11 protein-coding genes are annotated in these 16,420 nt (G+C 50.5%); 8 read left to right on the top strand and 3 right to left on the bottom strand.

Annotated elements, in window-relative coordinates; genetic code table 11:
• Nucleotides 1-287: 287 nt before the first annotated feature.
• From F0L74_RS06595 to F0L74_RS06560, 8 genes are all read left to right on the top strand, one after another.
• The gene (locus F0L74_RS06595; protein WP_149837008.1) at nt 288-1,037 is read left to right on the top strand and encodes a DUF1003 domain-containing protein; all 750 of its coding nucleotides are present in this window, start codon (nt 288-290) and stop codon (nt 1,035-1,037) included.
• 154 nt (nt 1,038-1,191) lie between these two features.
• A complete protein-coding gene (locus F0L74_RS06590; RefSeq protein ID WP_149837007.1) occupies nt 1,192-1,875 on the top strand; it encodes a response regulator transcription factor in 684 nt (227 codons plus the stop codon).
• Nucleotides 1,876-2,062: 187 nt separating this feature from the next.
• Complete coding sequence (locus F0L74_RS06585; RefSeq protein WP_188315878.1) at nt 2,063-3,112, top strand: sensor histidine kinase; 1,050 nt, start codon at nt 2,063-2,065, stop codon at nt 3,110-3,112.
• Between the two features lie 79 nt (nt 3,113-3,191).
• Nucleotides 3,192-3,827, top strand: a complete 636-nt coding sequence (locus F0L74_RS06580) for an RNA polymerase sigma factor (RefSeq protein ID WP_149837005.1) — start codon at nt 3,192-3,194, stop codon at nt 3,825-3,827.
• A 106-nt stretch (nt 3,828-3,933) separates the two neighbouring features.
• Nucleotides 3,934-4,932, top strand: coding sequence for a FecR family protein (locus F0L74_RS06575; protein ID WP_149837004.1), 999 nt, complete (start codon nt 3,934-3,936; stop codon nt 4,930-4,932).
• Between the two features lie 43 nt (nt 4,933-4,975).
• Nucleotides 4,976-8,542: a SusC/RagA family TonB-linked outer membrane protein gene (locus F0L74_RS06570; RefSeq protein ID WP_149837003.1), complete on the top strand. Its 3,567-nt coding sequence runs from the start codon at nt 4,976-4,978 to the stop codon at nt 8,540-8,542.
• A gap of 26 nt (nt 8,543-8,568) precedes the next feature.
• Nucleotides 8,569-10,290: a RagB/SusD family nutrient uptake outer membrane protein gene (locus F0L74_RS06565; RefSeq protein WP_149837002.1), complete on the top strand. Its 1,722-nt coding sequence runs from the start codon at nt 8,569-8,571 to the stop codon at nt 10,288-10,290.
• 20 nt (nt 10,291-10,310) lie between these two features.
• The gene (locus F0L74_RS06560; protein WP_246197635.1) at nt 10,311-12,299 is read left to right on the top strand and encodes an FAD-dependent oxidoreductase; all 1,989 of its coding nucleotides are present in this window, start codon (nt 10,311-10,313) and stop codon (nt 12,297-12,299) included.
• A 9-nt stretch (nt 12,300-12,308) separates the two neighbouring features.
• On the opposite strand, the gene F0L74_RS06555 is transcribed toward F0L74_RS06560, so the two are convergent.
• The 3 genes from F0L74_RS06555 to F0L74_RS06545 are packed head-to-tail and all read right to left on the bottom strand — an operon-like array spanning nt 12,309 to nt 16,394.
• The gene (locus F0L74_RS06555; RefSeq protein ID WP_213086902.1) at nt 12,309-13,634 is read right to left on the bottom strand and encodes a putative porin; all 1,326 of its coding nucleotides are present in this window, start codon (nt 13,632-13,634) and stop codon (nt 12,309-12,311) included.
• A 27-nt stretch (nt 13,635-13,661) separates the two neighbouring features.
• Complete coding sequence (locus tag F0L74_RS06550; protein WP_149837001.1) at nt 13,662-15,149, bottom strand: MBOAT family O-acyltransferase; 1,488 nt, start codon at nt 15,147-15,149, stop codon at nt 13,662-13,664.
• A 15-nt stretch (nt 15,150-15,164) separates the two neighbouring features.
• On the bottom strand, nt 15,165-16,394 hold the full coding sequence (locus F0L74_RS06545) for a GDSL-type esterase/lipase family protein (protein WP_188315877.1): 1,230 nt from the start codon (nt 16,392-16,394) through the stop codon (nt 15,165-15,167).
• Nucleotides 16,395-16,420: the final 26 nt, after the last annotated feature.

Below are 16,420 nucleotides of genomic sequence, written 5' to 3'. Positions count from 1 at the left end.
TGTTGGGATGACTATGGGGCGTTGGAGGGCGTAGCAGCGGTGGTTTCTTTGCCGGGCGGCATCAAGCGGGGCACGCTAGCCAAAGGACCGTTTTGAATCCTGCCCGGCAAGGCCAGAGAACGCAAGAGATGTAGAGGTAGGCGGTGTAGCCGTTGTGCGCCAGGTTTTGGGGGTGGAGGGTGGGGCGTAATGGTGTTATGAGTGTTATTAAGGTGATTTTAAGCCTTTCGGAGCCTGTCAATCCCTCATTTGCCCTTACCTTAGTGATATACACCAACGCGGCAATTATGCAAACATTTGTCAGTGATATCTCCGGCCGGCATTTCCCCGCCACAGAAAAAGTATCCTTTCATGCTATCCGGCAGGAACTGCTGGAACTTATCAAACAAGAGCATCCGGGTTTTAATAACAGATGCAGCCTGTCTATTTCGGAACTGAACCTTTACCGGCAGCGGTATTTTGAAAACCTGTTTTCCCGGGAGATAGGGGAACTAACGGAGCTGGAAAAGACCGTGATGGAAAAGATGCGGGACCATGAGACCCTGACCGATAAGCTGGAGGAAAGCGCGGAAGCTACGCCTCTCAGTACCGGGCAGCGCCTGGCGGATAAGATCGCGGATTTTGGCGGGAGCTGGACCTTTATTATCATTTTCATGGTATTTATCCTGCTGTGGATGGCCCTGAACGTGTTCTGGCTGATCAACAAGGGCTTTGACCCCTACCCTTTCATTTTGCTGAATCTGATCCTGAGCTGCATTGCTTCCCTGCAGGCGCCCCTGATCATGATGAGCCAGAACCGCCAGGAGGAAAAGGACCGGCAACGGGCCAAGAACGATTATATGATCAACCTGAAATCAGAGCTGGAAGTAAGGATCCTGCATGAGAAGATGGACCACCTTATTATGCGGCAGCAACAGGACGTGCTGGAGCTGCAACAAACGCAGGTGGAAATGCTTAATGAGATCACCCATGCTATTAGCCGGTTGTATAGTAAAAATGGGGATGGCAATCACAAGCATACGAATGATGCCAAATAACTATATCTAACCCATTGGCCAGGCTGAGCGATCGCCTTAATTATTCGTAACTTGCAGTGTACCAAAGCTCCGCGAACATCGTGTTAACAATTATATAATGTTAACTTAACCCGGGCGCTGATTAATTTTGTGCCATCTTAATAAAAGCGTATTTATGATAGACCAAGCGGTAGTAGGTAAAATATTAGTGGTAGATGATGAGTTGGACATTCTGGAAATCATCAGTTACAACCTGAAATCTGCAGGATATGATACTGTGACTGCCAAAGACGGTAGCGAAGCTATCCAGAAAGCCAAGATCTTCCGCCCCGATCTTATTATGCTGGACATCATGATGCCTAATAAAAACGGCATTGATACCTGCCGGGAAATCAGAAAGATACCTGAATTCAAAGATACCATGGTGCTGTTCCTGACAGCCCTGAACGATGAAAAGTCTGAAATTGACGGCCTGAATATGGGGGCCGACGACTATATCGCAAAACCCATCAAACCCAAATTACTTGTAAGCCGCATTAATGCCCTTTTCCGCCGCCTGCATAAGACAGAAGAAATGCAGATGCAGCTGGGGGACCTGATCATTGACCGCGAAAAGTTCACCGTTACCTATAAAGGACAGGAGATCGTACTGGCTAAGAAAGAGTTTGAGCTGCTGCAGCTGCTGGCATCCAAACCTGGCCGCGTATTTCTCCGGAACGAGATCCTGAACCAGGTATGGGGCACGGAAGTGATCGTAGGCGACCGTACCATTGACGTGCATATCCGCAAGATCCGTCAGAAGATAGGTATTGACCTGGTAACTACGGTTAAAGGCGTAGGTTACAAGTTTGAAATGTAAGCTGTTAGCGGTTAGCTTTTAGCTTTTAGTAGTATGCTTCACATTTGATTATTTCAACGATAGGCGCCAATATGTTTGCCCGGCGGCGCTAAAAGCTAATAGCCAATGGCTAATAGCTAGCTTATTTATGTCAAGTAAAAAAATTAGCTTAATTTCCCGGTATTACAATAATTACTCACTTTGGAGTATGTTTAAAGCAAAGAATCTGTCCCCGCAAAAGCTGGCGGGATTTACAGCGCTGATTATTTCTGCGGTAATAGCACTGGGTAGTTTAATTGCAGACGGGCGCTGGCAGGTAATGCTGACCGCTTTTATCCTTACCTTCCTGGTATCTTATTACCTGTACCTGTATACGTTACAGAACTTCATTTACCGGAAAATAAAACTCATCTACAAGTTCATTTACCAGACCAAGGCGTCTAAACGGGAAGAGTTCTTTAACAAGAACATACTGCCCCTGAAAACCATTGACGAGGTAAGCGAGGATGTAGAGAAGTGGGCCAGCCAGAAAAAGGAGGAGCTGGACATCCTGCGGCGGAATGAGGAGTTCCGTAAGGAGTTCCTGCTGAACCTGAGCCATGAGCTGAAAACGCCCATATTTGCGGTGCAGGGTTATATACATACGCTGCTGGATGGCGCTATTGAAGACCCGAACGTGAACAAGGTATTCCTGAAGAATGCGACCAAGAACATTGACCGCCTCTGTCACCTGCTAGACGACCTGGATGAGATCTCCAAGCTGGAAAGCGGCGAGATGACCATTAACAAGGAAAGCTTTGTGATACAGGAGATGATCAAGGATGTTTTTGACACACTTTCCCTGAAAGCCAATACCAAGGGTATTAAGTTCAATATCAAAAAAGGCTGTGAAGCCCCGGTGGTGGTACAGGCCGATAAGGAGAAGGTACGGCAGGTGATGATGAACCTGGTAGATAACTCCATTAAATACGGTAAGGCTGATGGGCATACCATTGCCAGCGTATACAATATGGATGATAAACAGGTGCTCATAGAGATCTCTGATGATGGCATTGGCATTGCGGAAGAGCATCTGCCCCGTGTTTTTGAACGTTTTTACCGTACAGACAGGGCCCGTAGCCGTGATATAGGCGGTACCGGACTGGGCCTGGCCATTGTAAAACATATCATAGAGGCGCATAAACAAACCATTAATGTGCGCAGTAAACCTGAAATAGGCTCCACTTTTGGCTTTACGCTGGATACCGGGCGGGAATGATAATGTGCTGATGTGCTAATCTGCTGATGAGAAAATGTATATTAGGCGTTTGATTCATCATCAGAGGTACATCATGTAAATGTCAGCCAGCGAGAACAAATACCATCACCCGCCGCCATTGCCGGGCGAAGAAGACCGGCTTGCCTGGCAAACGTTTACCCGTGATAATGATACCGCTGCTTTGGAATGGCTGTACCGCCATTTTGTAGTTACCCTGCTGGATTACAGTTATAAGATGTGCCGCGAGCGATCGCTGGCAGAAGATGCGGTACAGAATGTATTTACCTACCTGCTCACTCACCGGCAGCAATTGCCGCTTCCCCAATCCGTTAAGTTTTACCTGTTGCGCTGCGTGCGTAACGAATTGTTGAAGCTACTACGCCAGCACAAACGTGAACAGCCTGTAGAGGAGCTGTTTGATACCATGCTGCAACTGACGCCCGTTTCGCAGGCGCCCGCACTGGATAGTTATCTGCAGAAAGAACAGCTGGCCACCCTGCAATCTTATGTAAACCAGCTGCCTGCCCGGCAAAAGGAAGTGATCTATCTCCGTTTTTTCCAGGGCCTCCGTTATGAGGAGATAGCGGAGGTGATGCAGATAGATCAAAAATCTGTTTATAAAACGCTGTATAAAGCGCTGGAAACGCTGCGGAATATATTGCCGGGCCCGGCACTGGCGTGGCTGTATGTAGTGTTGCGGGAGACAATGCGTTAGTATCCATTCAAAAAAACACCTCTTTTTTAGACAAAATCAATTTCTATTTCCCGGAGGGATAAAAACCGGGCGCCGGATACTCTGTGCTTGAAATGGATGCTGCTGCATGAAAACAACGGCCGTTTATAGTAGCTATACTGCCTGGGACCTGGCGCTGGATGACGATTTTGTACGCTGGGTAAAAAACCCGGATGCAACGGATGATGCATACTGGGCACAATTCCTGACGGATCACCCGGAAAAGGCTGCCACTGTAAATGAAGCAAGGGCGTTGCTGTTACATTATAGTTTTGCGCCCGCAGCAACGGATGCAGCGGTAGTAGAGGAGATCTGGCAGCGTGTACAGGACTTCCGGCAACAGCAGCACAACCGGCCTTTTCGCAGGTTAATGCCGTACTGGCAATATGCAGCGGCTGTATTGGTGTTGTTGATGGCGGGCTTTTTCAGTTACCGGTATTTTAATCCGCCCCTGAACCTGGTGGCTACCGGTCCGGGGGAAATGCGGCGGGTGACGTTTGCAGATGGATCACAGATCTTACTGAACCAGCAATCATCCCTGCGTTATAACAGCCGCCACCCCTATACGGTGCAGCTGGAAGGTGAGGCCTATTTTACTGTACAAAAGCACGGGCATGCACCGGCCTTTACCGTGCGCTGCATGCAGGGGGATATACAGGTGCTGGGCACTTCCTTTAATGTAAATACACAGGCCCAACAACTAAAAGTGGTGCTGGAGCAGGGGGCCGTACAGGTGGCGCCTGTTAACCCATCCATTGCCGCTGTAAAGATGCAGCCCGGTGAAATGGTGGTGACGGACGGCGCAAGCCTACGCCGCAAAAAAGTAAATACCCAATGGCATACGGCCTGGCGCAATAACCAGCTGGTGTTTACGGATGCGCCGCTGGAAGATATTTTTACCTACCTGGCAGATACGCAAGGATGGCATTTTAATATAGATAAGCAGGTTCTACTCAGTAATAAACGGTTCAATGGCACAGCGCCGGCTAACGCGCCCGCACTGCTGCTGCAAAAGCTCAGCACCATTTATCAGCTTTCGATCATACAACGGGCAGATACGGTTTTCATCGAAAAAAAAGAGAAATAATAAGTAGGTAGATCATCATCCCTTAAAACAAAAATTCCCAGTTATGAAGAACATCTTCTACCCAAGATGCTCCGGGCGCCTCTTTTTCCTGGGGTGCTGCCTGTGCCTGCATCAGGCGGTAAAGGCCCAGGATCTTTCCTGGAGCGGCCGCCCACAGGAACAGCATCACCGCAAAAGCGCTGTTAAAAGCATGTCGCTGACAGCCGCCCTTTCCAACATTTCACAGCGCTATCATGTAACATTTGACTATGACAGCGAGACCTTAGCGGAGAGACAAGTAACGGCAGAAAAAGTATTACAATACCTGCAGTCGCAACAGCAGTACGCCAACCTGGATGCGTTATTAAAAGACCTGCTTACGCCTTTTGGCATGAAGGTAAAACAGTATGGCGAGCACAGTTACACCATTTACACGCCCACGCCGCTGCCAATGGCGCTACCGGCAAGTATAAGCAACCCCTTGCCTTACACAGCGCCTGCCGATACTACGATACAGGGCATCATTACCTCTGTTACGGATAATCTGCCGTTACCCGGCGTAAGCGTGATGGTAAAAGGCTCTACCAAAGGCACGGTGTCTGATGCGGAGGGCAAGTACCATTTGCAGATCCCTAATGGCAATGCCATCCTGGTGTTCCAATACATTGGATTTGATACCAGGGAGCTGCCTGCGGCGGATAAAAGCACGGCGCATGTAACGCTATCCTCCGGTACCAGCTCGCTTTCTGAGGTAGTGGTGACCGGTTATACCACGCAGCAGAAAAAAGACATCACCGGTTCCGTAGCGGTAGTAAATACCAAAGACCTGCTGTCTACACCGGCCGGCAATTTTGGGCAGCAGCTGCAGGGCAGGGCCGCGGGCGTAACGGTTACCAGTAATGGCGCACCCGGCGCCGGCGTGGCTATGCGTATACGCGGTATAGGCACTATCAATGATAACGGGCCGCTGTATGTAATTGACGGCGTATCTACCCGCAGCCAGAGCCTGAACAGCCTGAACCCGAATGATATTGAATCCATACAGGTGCTGAAGGACGCCGCCTCCGCCTCTATTTACGGCGCGCAGGCCAGCAATGGCGTGGTGATCATCACCACGAAAAAAGGCAAGGCAGGCACCTCTAAAATAGCCTACGATGCTTATTACGGCATGCAGTATCCAGGCAAAGGGCCGGATCTGCTGGATACCCGCGAATGGGCTGACCTTACCTGGACCAGTCTTAGAAATGCCGGCCAGATAACCGCCAACGGCAATCCTAATCACCCACAGTTTGGCAACGGCCAGGATGCAGTGGTCCCCTATTATATACTGCCTGCAGGTAAACAAGAGGGGCAGGTGGATGAAAGTAAATATGACCTGGCCACTAACCAGATCGTAAAGGCCAACCAGGCGGGCACAGACTGGTATAAACAGATCTTCTCCCCCGCGTCTATACAGAACCACCAGCTCACCGGCTCTGGCGGCACGGATAAGGGTAATTATGCTTTTGGTCTTAATTATTTTAACCAGCAGGGTATATTGGCATATACTTATTTCAAGCGCTACTCTGCCCGTATCAATACGTCGCTGCTGGTGAAGAAAAACATCAAGTTTGGCGAGAACCTGCAGGTGGCTTTTACAGAATCCACAGGCGGTAACTATGGCAGCGGGGAAGGTAATGCCATTGTAAACGCTATGCGCCTGCCGCCTATTATCCCTGTATATGATATAGCCGGCAATTTTGCGGGTACCCGCGGGGCTGGTTTGGGTAATGCCTCTAATCCATACGCGCTATTATACAGAGGTAAGGATAATAAGACAAAAGGTTTCCGCGCTTTTGGTAATGCCTATACAGAGATCACGCTGCTGAAAGGTTTGCAGTTCCGTTCCAGTTTTGGTATTGACTATACTACCAGCAACGGCTATGGCTTTAGTTACCTGAACCCGGAGCATTCAGAACCATCTGCTAATAATTCCTTTAGCGAAAACGCCAGCTATAACCTGCGCTGGGTGTTTACCAATACACTTACCTATAAGAAGATACTGGGTTATCATTCCCTGAATGTTTTGCTAGGCACAGAAGCCATTTCTGAGAACGGCCGTGACCTGAGCGGCAGCCGGGTGAATTATTTCAGCACCTCGCAGCAAATCTGGAACCTCAATAACGGCGACCCCAGTACGCAGACCAATGCCAGCACCCGGACCGAGACAGCGCTGGCCTCTATGTTTGGCCGTATTGATTATTCTTTTCACGATAAATACCTGTTTACCGGTATCCTGCGCAGGGATGGCGTTTCCCGCTTTGCGCCGGCAGAGCGTTATGGTATTTTTCCCGCAGCCAGCGTGGGATGGCGGCTTTCTGAAGAACCTTTCCTGAAAGGCGTGACCTGGCTGGATGAGCTGAAGCTGCGCGCCGGCGTAGGCTCTACCGGTAACCAGGAGATACCGCGGGCGTATAACTATGCCTATGAATACGGCACAGCACCCGGCAATTCCAACTATGACCTGGGCGGCACCAGCAACAGTACCGTGATAGGCTATTACCTGGCTAACCTGGGCAACCCGGCTACGGTATGGGAATCTACCGTAATGACCAATATAGGATTAGACCTTGCGCTGTTTAAAAACCGCCTGGAAGTAAATGCGGAGTGGTACGACCGCCGTACCAACGGCATGCTCACGCAACCTCAGCTAACTGCCCTGGCAGGCCGCGGCAATGCGCCTTTTGTGAATATTGGCGATATGCGTAATACGGGTATTGACCTGGGTCTGAATTACCGGGATAAGGCTGGTGACTTACAATATGAATTCGGCCTCACCTTCAGCCATTATAAAAATGAAGTGCTGCGCCTGGGCGATTCCGGCACAGAACAGATCTTCAGCGGCGGCACCCGCTATGGCACTATTACGCTTACCCAGAAAGGACAGCCGGTATCTATGTTCTACGGCTACCAGATAGAAGGCATTTTTCAAAATGAGGGAGAGGTAAAGGCGCATGCCCTGCAAACCGGTATGGATAAAAACAACCCGGCTAAATTCGTAGGTAAGTATAAACTGAAGGATATGAACGGCGATGGCTCTGTTACGCTGGCAGACCGTACGTTCATCGGCAATCCGCATCCTGATTTCACGTATGGTTTTAACATTAGCCTGGCCTGGCATCATTTTGACCTGAACCTGTACCTGTACGGCTCACAGGGTAATGATATCTATAATATCACCAAATACTATACGGATTTTCAAACCTTTGCCGGCAACCGCAGCAAACGCATGCTGTACGACTCCTGGCGGCCGGATAATCCCAATGCGAAACTGCCTATACTGGATGCCAATGATAATATCAGCAACGGTATCTCGCATAGTTACTATATAGAAGACGGCTCCTATCTGCGGGCCAAGAACCTGCAAATTGGATATACTTTCTCTACTGCTTTATTACGGCGCGTAAATATAGACCAGCTGCGGATCTATGTACAGGCCACCAACCTGTTCACCATTACCTCGTACAGCGGATTGGACCCGGATATTATGAATGCGGATTTTACCGGCGGCGGCGATCTTAACAAAGGCGTGGATTATGGTTTTTATCCCAATGCGCGGCAAGTACTGGTAGGCATTTCGCTTAGTTTTTAATTACTGACCATCCAAAATCATTACATATGAAAGCACTGTTTAAATACCTGCTTTTTTTCGCCGGTCTGTTGTTGCTCTGCAACTGGCAATGTTCCAAGGGTTTCCTGGACAAACAGCCGCTCTCCCTTGATGAAAATGCGCTGGCTAATAAAAAAGGCGTAAATGCCATCCTGGTAGGCGCTTACTCGCTGCTGGACGGTATAGGCGCCGGCGGCAGCTATGAACAAACCGCCTCTAACTGGAGCTTTGGCAGCATACGCGGCGGTGATGCCCATAAGGGCGCTGATCCGAGCAGTCAACCGGATATTAATAACATAGAACGATATGAATCCAACCCATCTGATAACTATTACCTGGGCAAATGGCGCACGCTGTATGAAGGCGTAGTAAGGGCCAATAATACGCTGAAGGTGCTGCGTAAGGTGGAGGATATGACGGACGATGAGAAGAAGAACGTATCTGCCCAGGCGCGCTTTCTGCGGGGCTTCTATCATTTTGAAGCCAAAAAGCTCTGGAATAATGTGCCGTATGTGAGTGACAGCGTTACGGACCTGAATCCCAAGATCCCCAACGACCGGGATATATGGCCGGATATTACAGCTGATCTGCAGTATGCCGCAGATAACCTTCCGGAAACGCAGGATATGATAGGCCGTGTGAACAAATGGGCCGCCACCGCTTACCTGGCAAAAGCATATATGTACCAGCGTAAGTTTGCGGAGGCAAAACCATTGATAGAAGCGGTGATATTAAACGGCAAAAACGCCCGCGGCGTTAAGTACCAGCTGAATGACTGCTACCACGCCAATTTTAACCCGGATACCAAGAACAGTGCAGAAGCCATACTGGAAGCGCAGACCTCTGTAAACGATGGCGCCAAAGGGGCCAATGGCAATGGCGGCGATGTGCTGAACTACCCTTACACCGGCGGTCCGGGTAAATGCTGTGGTACGTTCCAGCCCAGCCAGGACCTGGTAAATTCTTATAGAACGGATGTGAATGGTTTGCCATTCCTTGATACCTATAACAATGAGGATGTGAAGAATGACGAAGGCATTCCTTCTGACCAGCCATTCACGCCGTACACCGGTGCGCTGGATCCCCGGCTGGACTGGACGGTAGGCCGCAGGGGCATTCCCTACCTGGACTGGGGCCCGCACCCCGGCGCCGCCTGGATCCGTAACCAGGCCTATGCCGGACCTTACAGCCCTAAAAAGAATGTGTACTATAAAGAGCAGCAGGGCAAGTTCTCTGACGCCTCCAGCCCTACCGCCGTGGCCAATAACGTAAAACTGTTGCGCCTGGCAGAAGTGATCCTGTGGGCCGCGGAGTGTGAAGCAGAGATAGGCTCACCGGATAAGGCCCGGGAGTATGTAAATATGCTGCGTACCCGCGCCAAGAATGGCTGTTATGTGCAGGAGCCGGATGGCACACCGGCGGCTAATTATCACGTAGAGATCTATCAAACGCCCTGGACCTCTAAAACGGAGGCACTGAAAGCCGTACGTTTTGAAAGCAAGCTGGAGCTGGCCATGGAGGGGCACCGCATCTTTGACCTGGTGCGCTGGGGTATTGCAGACACAGAATTGAATGCTTACCTGGCTAAAGAATCCATTAAAAGAGTATATCTTAAAGGGGCCATCTTTACCAAGGGAGAGGATGAGTATTACCCCATACCGCAAACGGAAATTCAGAACAGCTACCTGAATGGGCAGCCAACGTTAACACAGAACCCGGGATATAAATAAACACGACAAAACTGATTGATATGAACCTAAGCAAACGAACAGGAAACCTACTGCTAGCCACGTTGCTGCTGATGATGCATTACCGGCCCGCTACCGCGCAGCAAGCGGACACTTATGACATCTGTATCTATGGCGGCACTGCTGCCGGCGTAACGGCCGCCTACACCGCCAAAAAGATGGGAAAAACGGTATTACTGATAGAACCTGGTAAACACCTGGGCGGTATGACCAGCGGCGGATTAGGCTATACAGATATTGGCAACAAATTCGCCATTACCGGCCTGGCGCGGGATTTTTACCGCCGCGTAGGCATGCACTACGGCAAGTTTGAACAATGGATCTTTGAGCCGCATGTGGCAGAGGATATACTCAAGGAATACATACAGAAAGCCCAGGCGCCGGTACTGTATAACTACTACATTACCGCCGCGCAAAAACAGCAGGGGGCCATACAATCCATTACCCTGAAAAGCACCAATGGCGGCGCCCAACGTACCATTAAGGCAAAAATGTTCATTGACTGCAGCTATGAAGGCGATCTGATGGCCAAGGCCGGCGTAAGTTATACCGTAGGCCGCGAAGCCAACAGCCAGTATAACGAAACCTACGACGGCGTGCAGCTGCTGGATAAACACCAGTTCCCGGATGGGATTGACCCCTATAAAGAGCCGGGCAAACCCGCCAGCGGCCTGTTATGGGGCATTAGCGCCCAGCCGCTTGCGGATCACGGCAGCGGCGATAAAAAAGTACAGGCTTATAACTACCGTATTTGCCTGACGGATGATCCGGCTAACCGTATTCCCATTACCCGGCCGGATAACTACGACTCCACCCAGTTTGAACTGGTGCTGCGGGTAATGGCCGTAAAGCCATGGACCAGCCTTTGGGGCGGATTGAAATTTGACCTGATGCCTAATCACAAAACAGATATCAACAATAACGGCCCGTTCTCTACAGACATGATAGGCATGAACTATGATTATCCGGAGGCTGATTATGCCAAGCGCCAACAGATCATCAAAAAACATGAGGATTATAACAAAGGGCTGCTCTACTTCCTGGGGCATGATACCCACGTGCCGGCCAGCGTGCGCCAGCTGATGCTGAAATGGGGCTACCCCAAGGATGAGTATACGGATAATGGCAACTGGTCCTTTCAGCTGTATGTAAGGGAAGCCCGCCGTATGATAGGCGATTATGTAATGACGCAGGCTAATTGCCAGGGAAAAGAAGTAGTAAAAGACGCTATTGGTATGGCCGCCTACACTATGGACTCCCACAACTGCCAACGCGTGGTGGTAAACGGCATGGTAAAGAATGAAGGCGATGTGCAGATGGGCACCCCTGGCCCCTACCCTATTGCCTACCGTTCTCTGACGCCTAAAGCCAGCGAGTGTAAGAACCTGCTGGTACCGGTATGTTTATCCGCTACCCATATTGCCTATGGCTCTATCCGTATGGAGCCGGTGTTTATGGTGCTGGGCCAGTCATCTGCCGTAGCAGCTGTAATGGCCATTAATAACAAACAAACCATACAGGCGGTAGATATAACAGCGCTGCAGCAAAAGCTGAAACAAGACCCGCTGGCAGACGGCAGCATACCGGAAGTACTGGTGGATGACGCCGATGCCGGTTATATACAACACACCGGTGAATGGAAGAAGATCAAAGCGCCAGGTAACTATGGTACCTCTGTTACCTATGCGCCGGCCGGCACGGATAAAAAGACACTGCGATTTGCACCACCCATGCAGCACAATGCCCGCTATACTATCTATTACTATAACACCGGCAGGCAGGGTAAAGCGCCTTCTGCCGCCTTTACGATCACTGCGGCAGGCGGCAAAAAAACGGAAACGGTGGCGCTGGAAGAGCATCCTAATGAATGGATATCCCTGGGGACCTATGAGTATAAGAGCGGCAGCCCTTATACTATAGACCTTGCGTTGCCGGATGGCGTACAGGGGGATCTGATGGCGGATGCGGTGTTATGTGTGCCCAGTAAATGAGTAAAATGATCAGAACCGGTACTGGAGCCGGCAGGTAAATACATTATCCTTTACATCTGTGGTATAACCTTGCAGGTCTGTTGATTCATTCCTGACAAGGTCATACCACAGTGTTATTTTAAGGTGTTCGTTCACATAATAGAGATAACCGGCCCCAAAGGTATCGAAGCGGATATCTGCCTCTGTGGTGTTGGTATTTGCCTGGCCAATCTGGTGACCGCTAAGCGCCAGGTTAGGATCGTACCAATCGTACTTCAATGCGATCTGATGCTCCGGGCTGCCCAGGTGCTGCAGGAAATAGATGTAAGCGCCATCAAATTTACGAATGTATAAGGGGGCATGGTTGCCAATAGCATCTACCGGTATGGTACCCGGTGTTTCGCTGCTGGCGGCGGTAGCCGTTTGGGTGCCGCGCAGGTACTCTGCCCGGAGCTCTGTAAAACCTTTTTTATTAGGGATCCTTAGCTGCACATCTGCTCCGTAATAATGGCGGGGCGCTATCTTACCCTCATTTGTTACCGCAGAATCCACCATAAAACCTTCATGGCCGTTTGGACCGTTACCACTACGGTAGATGTATTTGGTAAACTGCTGCATGCCGCCGTATAGGGTAGAGATACCACCCGAGAGCTTCCAGCCGCTGGCATTGAGGGCTACCGGCTTAAGGGCGATGCGGGCAATGAGGTCTTTATGACTGTCAAAGTCTGAAGGGCCGGACAAGCCCTGGCCGTTAAACAGGCCAGCGTCTATTTTCAGGAAACGTAGCGGGTGGTCTTTGCGGCGGGGCTCAAAGGAGATCATAGCGCCCAGGTCCCGCTCTGTACGCATGAGCAGCTGCGACATACGGCCGCGTTCCGGGCTTTCGCGATCTGCGGAGGCCAGGTTTACCTCATAACCAAAGGGGCGGGCAAACATGCCGCCGGAAATGGACAACACATCCCATTTATGTTCAAAGAAACGGCCATAGAAATCGCGGATAAAGACGCCTCTTTCCGTACCATCGAACTGGAAGGCAAACAGTACGCTGGGTGTACCGTCGTCATTATGCCGCTCATAATCTACCCGTAAACGGCCGCGACGCAGGGTGAAGCGGTTATTTACCGCCGCCGGGAAATCGCCGCCGGAAAAGCTTTTAGCGCCTTTGCTGCTTATGTATTGGAATTGTGGTTGTATATAACCGCTGAAACGCAGCGCATCGTATTTTTTATACATGGAGAACATGCCCTTGCCCAGTTCCGTGGTGGTGTCTATCATGTCCATGAGGAATTGCGCCCTGGAAATTACAGACAGCAGTAATAACGGTAACAGCACCAGCAGGCACTTGAATGTTCGCATACAGCACAGAATTTGGGAGCAAATGTACTAAAACTGGAAATAGATCGGGATCATGGGCTGGGTGGTCTTTACCTGGATCAACAGCCAGATGAACGCTACCATGATAGCCACATTGCCCCATACCGGTACTTTGGCCATAGCCCGCTCCATGGTATGCTGTCCGCCGGCAGCGGATACAAAGTGCAGGATAAAGCCCAGCAGCATCAGGGCAAATACGGTGGTGTACCCCTGGTACAGATCAAACCAGATAGCCGGCTGGAAATCGTACACGATCTGGTGTACCAAGGCCCAGGCATCATGGAAAGTGGATGCTTTAAAGAAGATCCAGCAGAAGCATACAAAATGGAAGGTGAGCAATATACCCAGCACTTTGAACAGGTGTTTGCTAAAGCCGTTGAATGTTTTGCCAGTACGCTTCAGGTAGTCTATGCGGATCTTATCCACGCCCAGGGCAACGCCATGCAGGCCGCCCCAGAAGATGAAGTTCCAGCTGGCGCCATGCCAGAAGCCGCCTATCAGCATTGTTAGCGCCAGGTTTACATACTGACGCACCTTGCCTTTACGGTTGCCACCCAATGGTATGTACAGGTAATCGCGCAGCCAGGACGAGAGGGAGATATGCCATCTGCGCCAGAACTCTGTAATGTTGGCACTCTGGTAAGGCGTTTCAAAGTTGGGGGGTATCTTAAAGCCGGTCCAGCGGGCAATGCCGATGGCCATATCCGAGTAACCGGAAAAGTCGCAATAGATCACCAGGGCATAACCATATACGCCCAGCAGGCACTCCAGGCCGGTATGTTTGGATGGATCGTCAAAGATGTATTGAACAAAGTTGAGATAAATAAAATCCGAGATGATGATCTTCTTAAACAGCCCGCTGATGATGAGATACATCCCTTTGCCTATATCCTCTGAATTAAGGGTATAAGGCTTTGAGATCTGCGGAATAAAGTCTGCCGCGCGCACAATGGGGCCCATCATCAACTTAGGGAAAAAGGAAAGGAAGAACAGGTAATCCATGAAATTATCCACCGGCGGAAATTCCTTCCGGTACACGTCTATCGTGTAACTCAAGTTCTCAAACGTGTAGAAGGAGATACCGATGGGCAGCAACAGATGCAAGGGTTGGATATGACCTGCGGTTACATCATTGATGATACCGATGAAGAAGTCCGTATACTTGAAGTAAAAGAGCAATCCTATATTGATGACGATACTAAAGACCAGCAGGAATACGCGTAATGACCGTTGCTGCGCTTTGAAGATCCACCGCGAGAGGTTGAAATCCACGATGGCGGACAGCATGACCAATCCTACATAATAACCGCAGGCTTTATAAAAAAAGTACAGGGAGAACAGGGTGAACACCCATACCCGGCCGGTTTTGCTGCCGGCTACTGCCAGGTAGCAGAACAGGAATACCGCAAAGTAATAGAAGAAAAATGCACTGTTGAACAGCACAGGATCCTTAGGATCGTACACTAAAGTGGCCAACAGTTTCTGAAGATCTATCATCTGTATATGGATATGCTATTGTTGATTCTTTTCTGCGTATGTCTTGTAGGCATCCTGCAATGCCTGCGATAAGAGGCGGCCCTGCAGCTGGTATCCCCTTGCATTGAAGTGGATATGATCCTGCGCCCAGCCGCCGGCAAACTCCTGTTTCATGGACCTGTTCACCGCGTTAAAATTCCAGCAGGCCAGGCCGTTGTTGCGGCAATAGCTGACTATCTGCTGGGTGACCATGGTGATGGCCGCATTTGGGTAATAGCTGATCCGGTAGTAGGTACGGTACTTTTTACCCACCTTTTTGCGGAAGGCCCGGCGTGCGGTGCGCATACATTCCGGCGGCGTGGTCAACACAAAACAGGCTTCCGGGAACTGCTCCCGCATGAGCCGCACGGTATTGTCTATCTGCTCTGTTATAGCGGATGCGCTTAACCCGCTATAAGCCTCGTTGGTGCCCAGTGAGATGATCACCAGTTGCGGCTGCAGCGCCTGCATCTGCGAGACCAGTGTACTGCTGCTTTCTACATAATGCTGGTACATGGCGCCGTTGATACCGATAGCGTGGTACAGTACCCCGTTGTGCCCATTCCGCAACACGGCTCCGTAAAAATGAAACGGCGCGCTGCCATTGCTGTCCCAGCGGGCCTGGAAGGACTGTACCGTTTCCTGGAAGGTAAGGGTGGCCATACTCAGCGTTTCCGTACCAGCATAAGGCACGGGCGTAACCGCTACCTCCGCATCCGGGGCCGTTACATGTACACCGGCCGTACCTGCATCGTAAAACAGCTCTGCCACATGCACCTCATCATCCGGTCCCTGGCCGGACTGGCCGTTAAAGGACAATGCCGGCGCCGCGCTTTGCGTGGTGATCACGATGCCGCCGGGGCCTGGTTCGTAATCTTTGTGACGGTCTATCACCTTATCCGGTTGCCAGCGTACGTTGCTGTTCCAGCGGTAATCGTCCGGTCCGTTGGTGCCTGCCAGGTTAAAGGGAAATACCCATCCCCGGCCGGCATTGCCAAACTGCTGTTGCAGCCCGGCGCAGGTAGCTTCCGGAAAATAACCTGCCTGTATATGCGAATCGCCCAGGTGCAGCACGCTTACTACATTACTATCTGCCTGCTGGAGGGCGGCGAAAAAACGGTTCAGGGCCGTATCCTGCTGTATGGTGTTGGGCCCATGCTGCGCCTGCACGCTGGCAGTCGCAAGCATAGCCGCCATACAGAGGGGCAGCCAGCGTTGAAAAACCAAATACTTTGTTATACGTTCAATAACCC

Source organism: Chitinophaga agrisoli, from assembly GCF_008386695.1.
Taxonomy (GTDB): Bacteria; Bacteroidota; Bacteroidia; order Chitinophagales; family Chitinophagaceae; genus Chitinophaga; species Chitinophaga agrisoli.
The sequence above is the reverse complement of the archived record's forward strand: the minus strand, read 5'-3'. Positions and strand labels throughout refer to the sequence as shown.

Excerpts from the sequence above, each read along its gene's own strand:
- F0L74_RS06595 (WP_149837008.1), top strand. The coding sequence starts at position 288 with ATGCAAACATTTGTCAGTGATATCTCCGGCCGGCATTTCCCCGCCACA.
- F0L74_RS06590 (WP_149837007.1), top strand. The coding sequence starts at position 1,192 with ATGATAGACCAAGCGGTAGTAGGTAAAATATTAGTGGTAGATGATGAG.
- F0L74_RS06585 (WP_188315878.1), top strand. The coding sequence starts at position 2,063 with ATGTTTAAAGCAAAGAATCTGTCCCCGCAAAAGCTGGCGGGATTTACA.
- F0L74_RS06580 (WP_149837005.1), top strand. The coding sequence starts at position 3,192 with ATGTCAGCCAGCGAGAACAAATACCATCACCCGCCGCCATTGCCGGGC.
- F0L74_RS06575 (WP_149837004.1), top strand. The coding sequence starts at position 3,934 with ATGAAAACAACGGCCGTTTATAGTAGCTATACTGCCTGGGACCTGGCG.
- F0L74_RS06570 (WP_149837003.1), top strand. The coding sequence starts at position 4,976 with ATGAAGAACATCTTCTACCCAAGATGCTCCGGGCGCCTCTTTTTCCTG.
- F0L74_RS06565 (WP_149837002.1), top strand. The coding sequence starts at position 8,569 with ATGAAAGCACTGTTTAAATACCTGCTTTTTTTCGCCGGTCTGTTGTTG.
- F0L74_RS06560 (WP_246197635.1), top strand. The coding sequence starts at position 10,311 with ATGAACCTAAGCAAACGAACAGGAAACCTACTGCTAGCCACGTTGCTG.
- F0L74_RS06555 (WP_213086902.1), bottom strand. The coding sequence starts at position 13,634 with ATGCGAACATTCAAGTGCCTGCTGGTGCTGTTACCGTTATTACTGCTG.
- F0L74_RS06550 (WP_149837001.1), bottom strand. The coding sequence starts at position 15,149 with ATGATAGATCTTCAGAAACTGTTGGCCACTTTAGTGTACGATCCTAAG.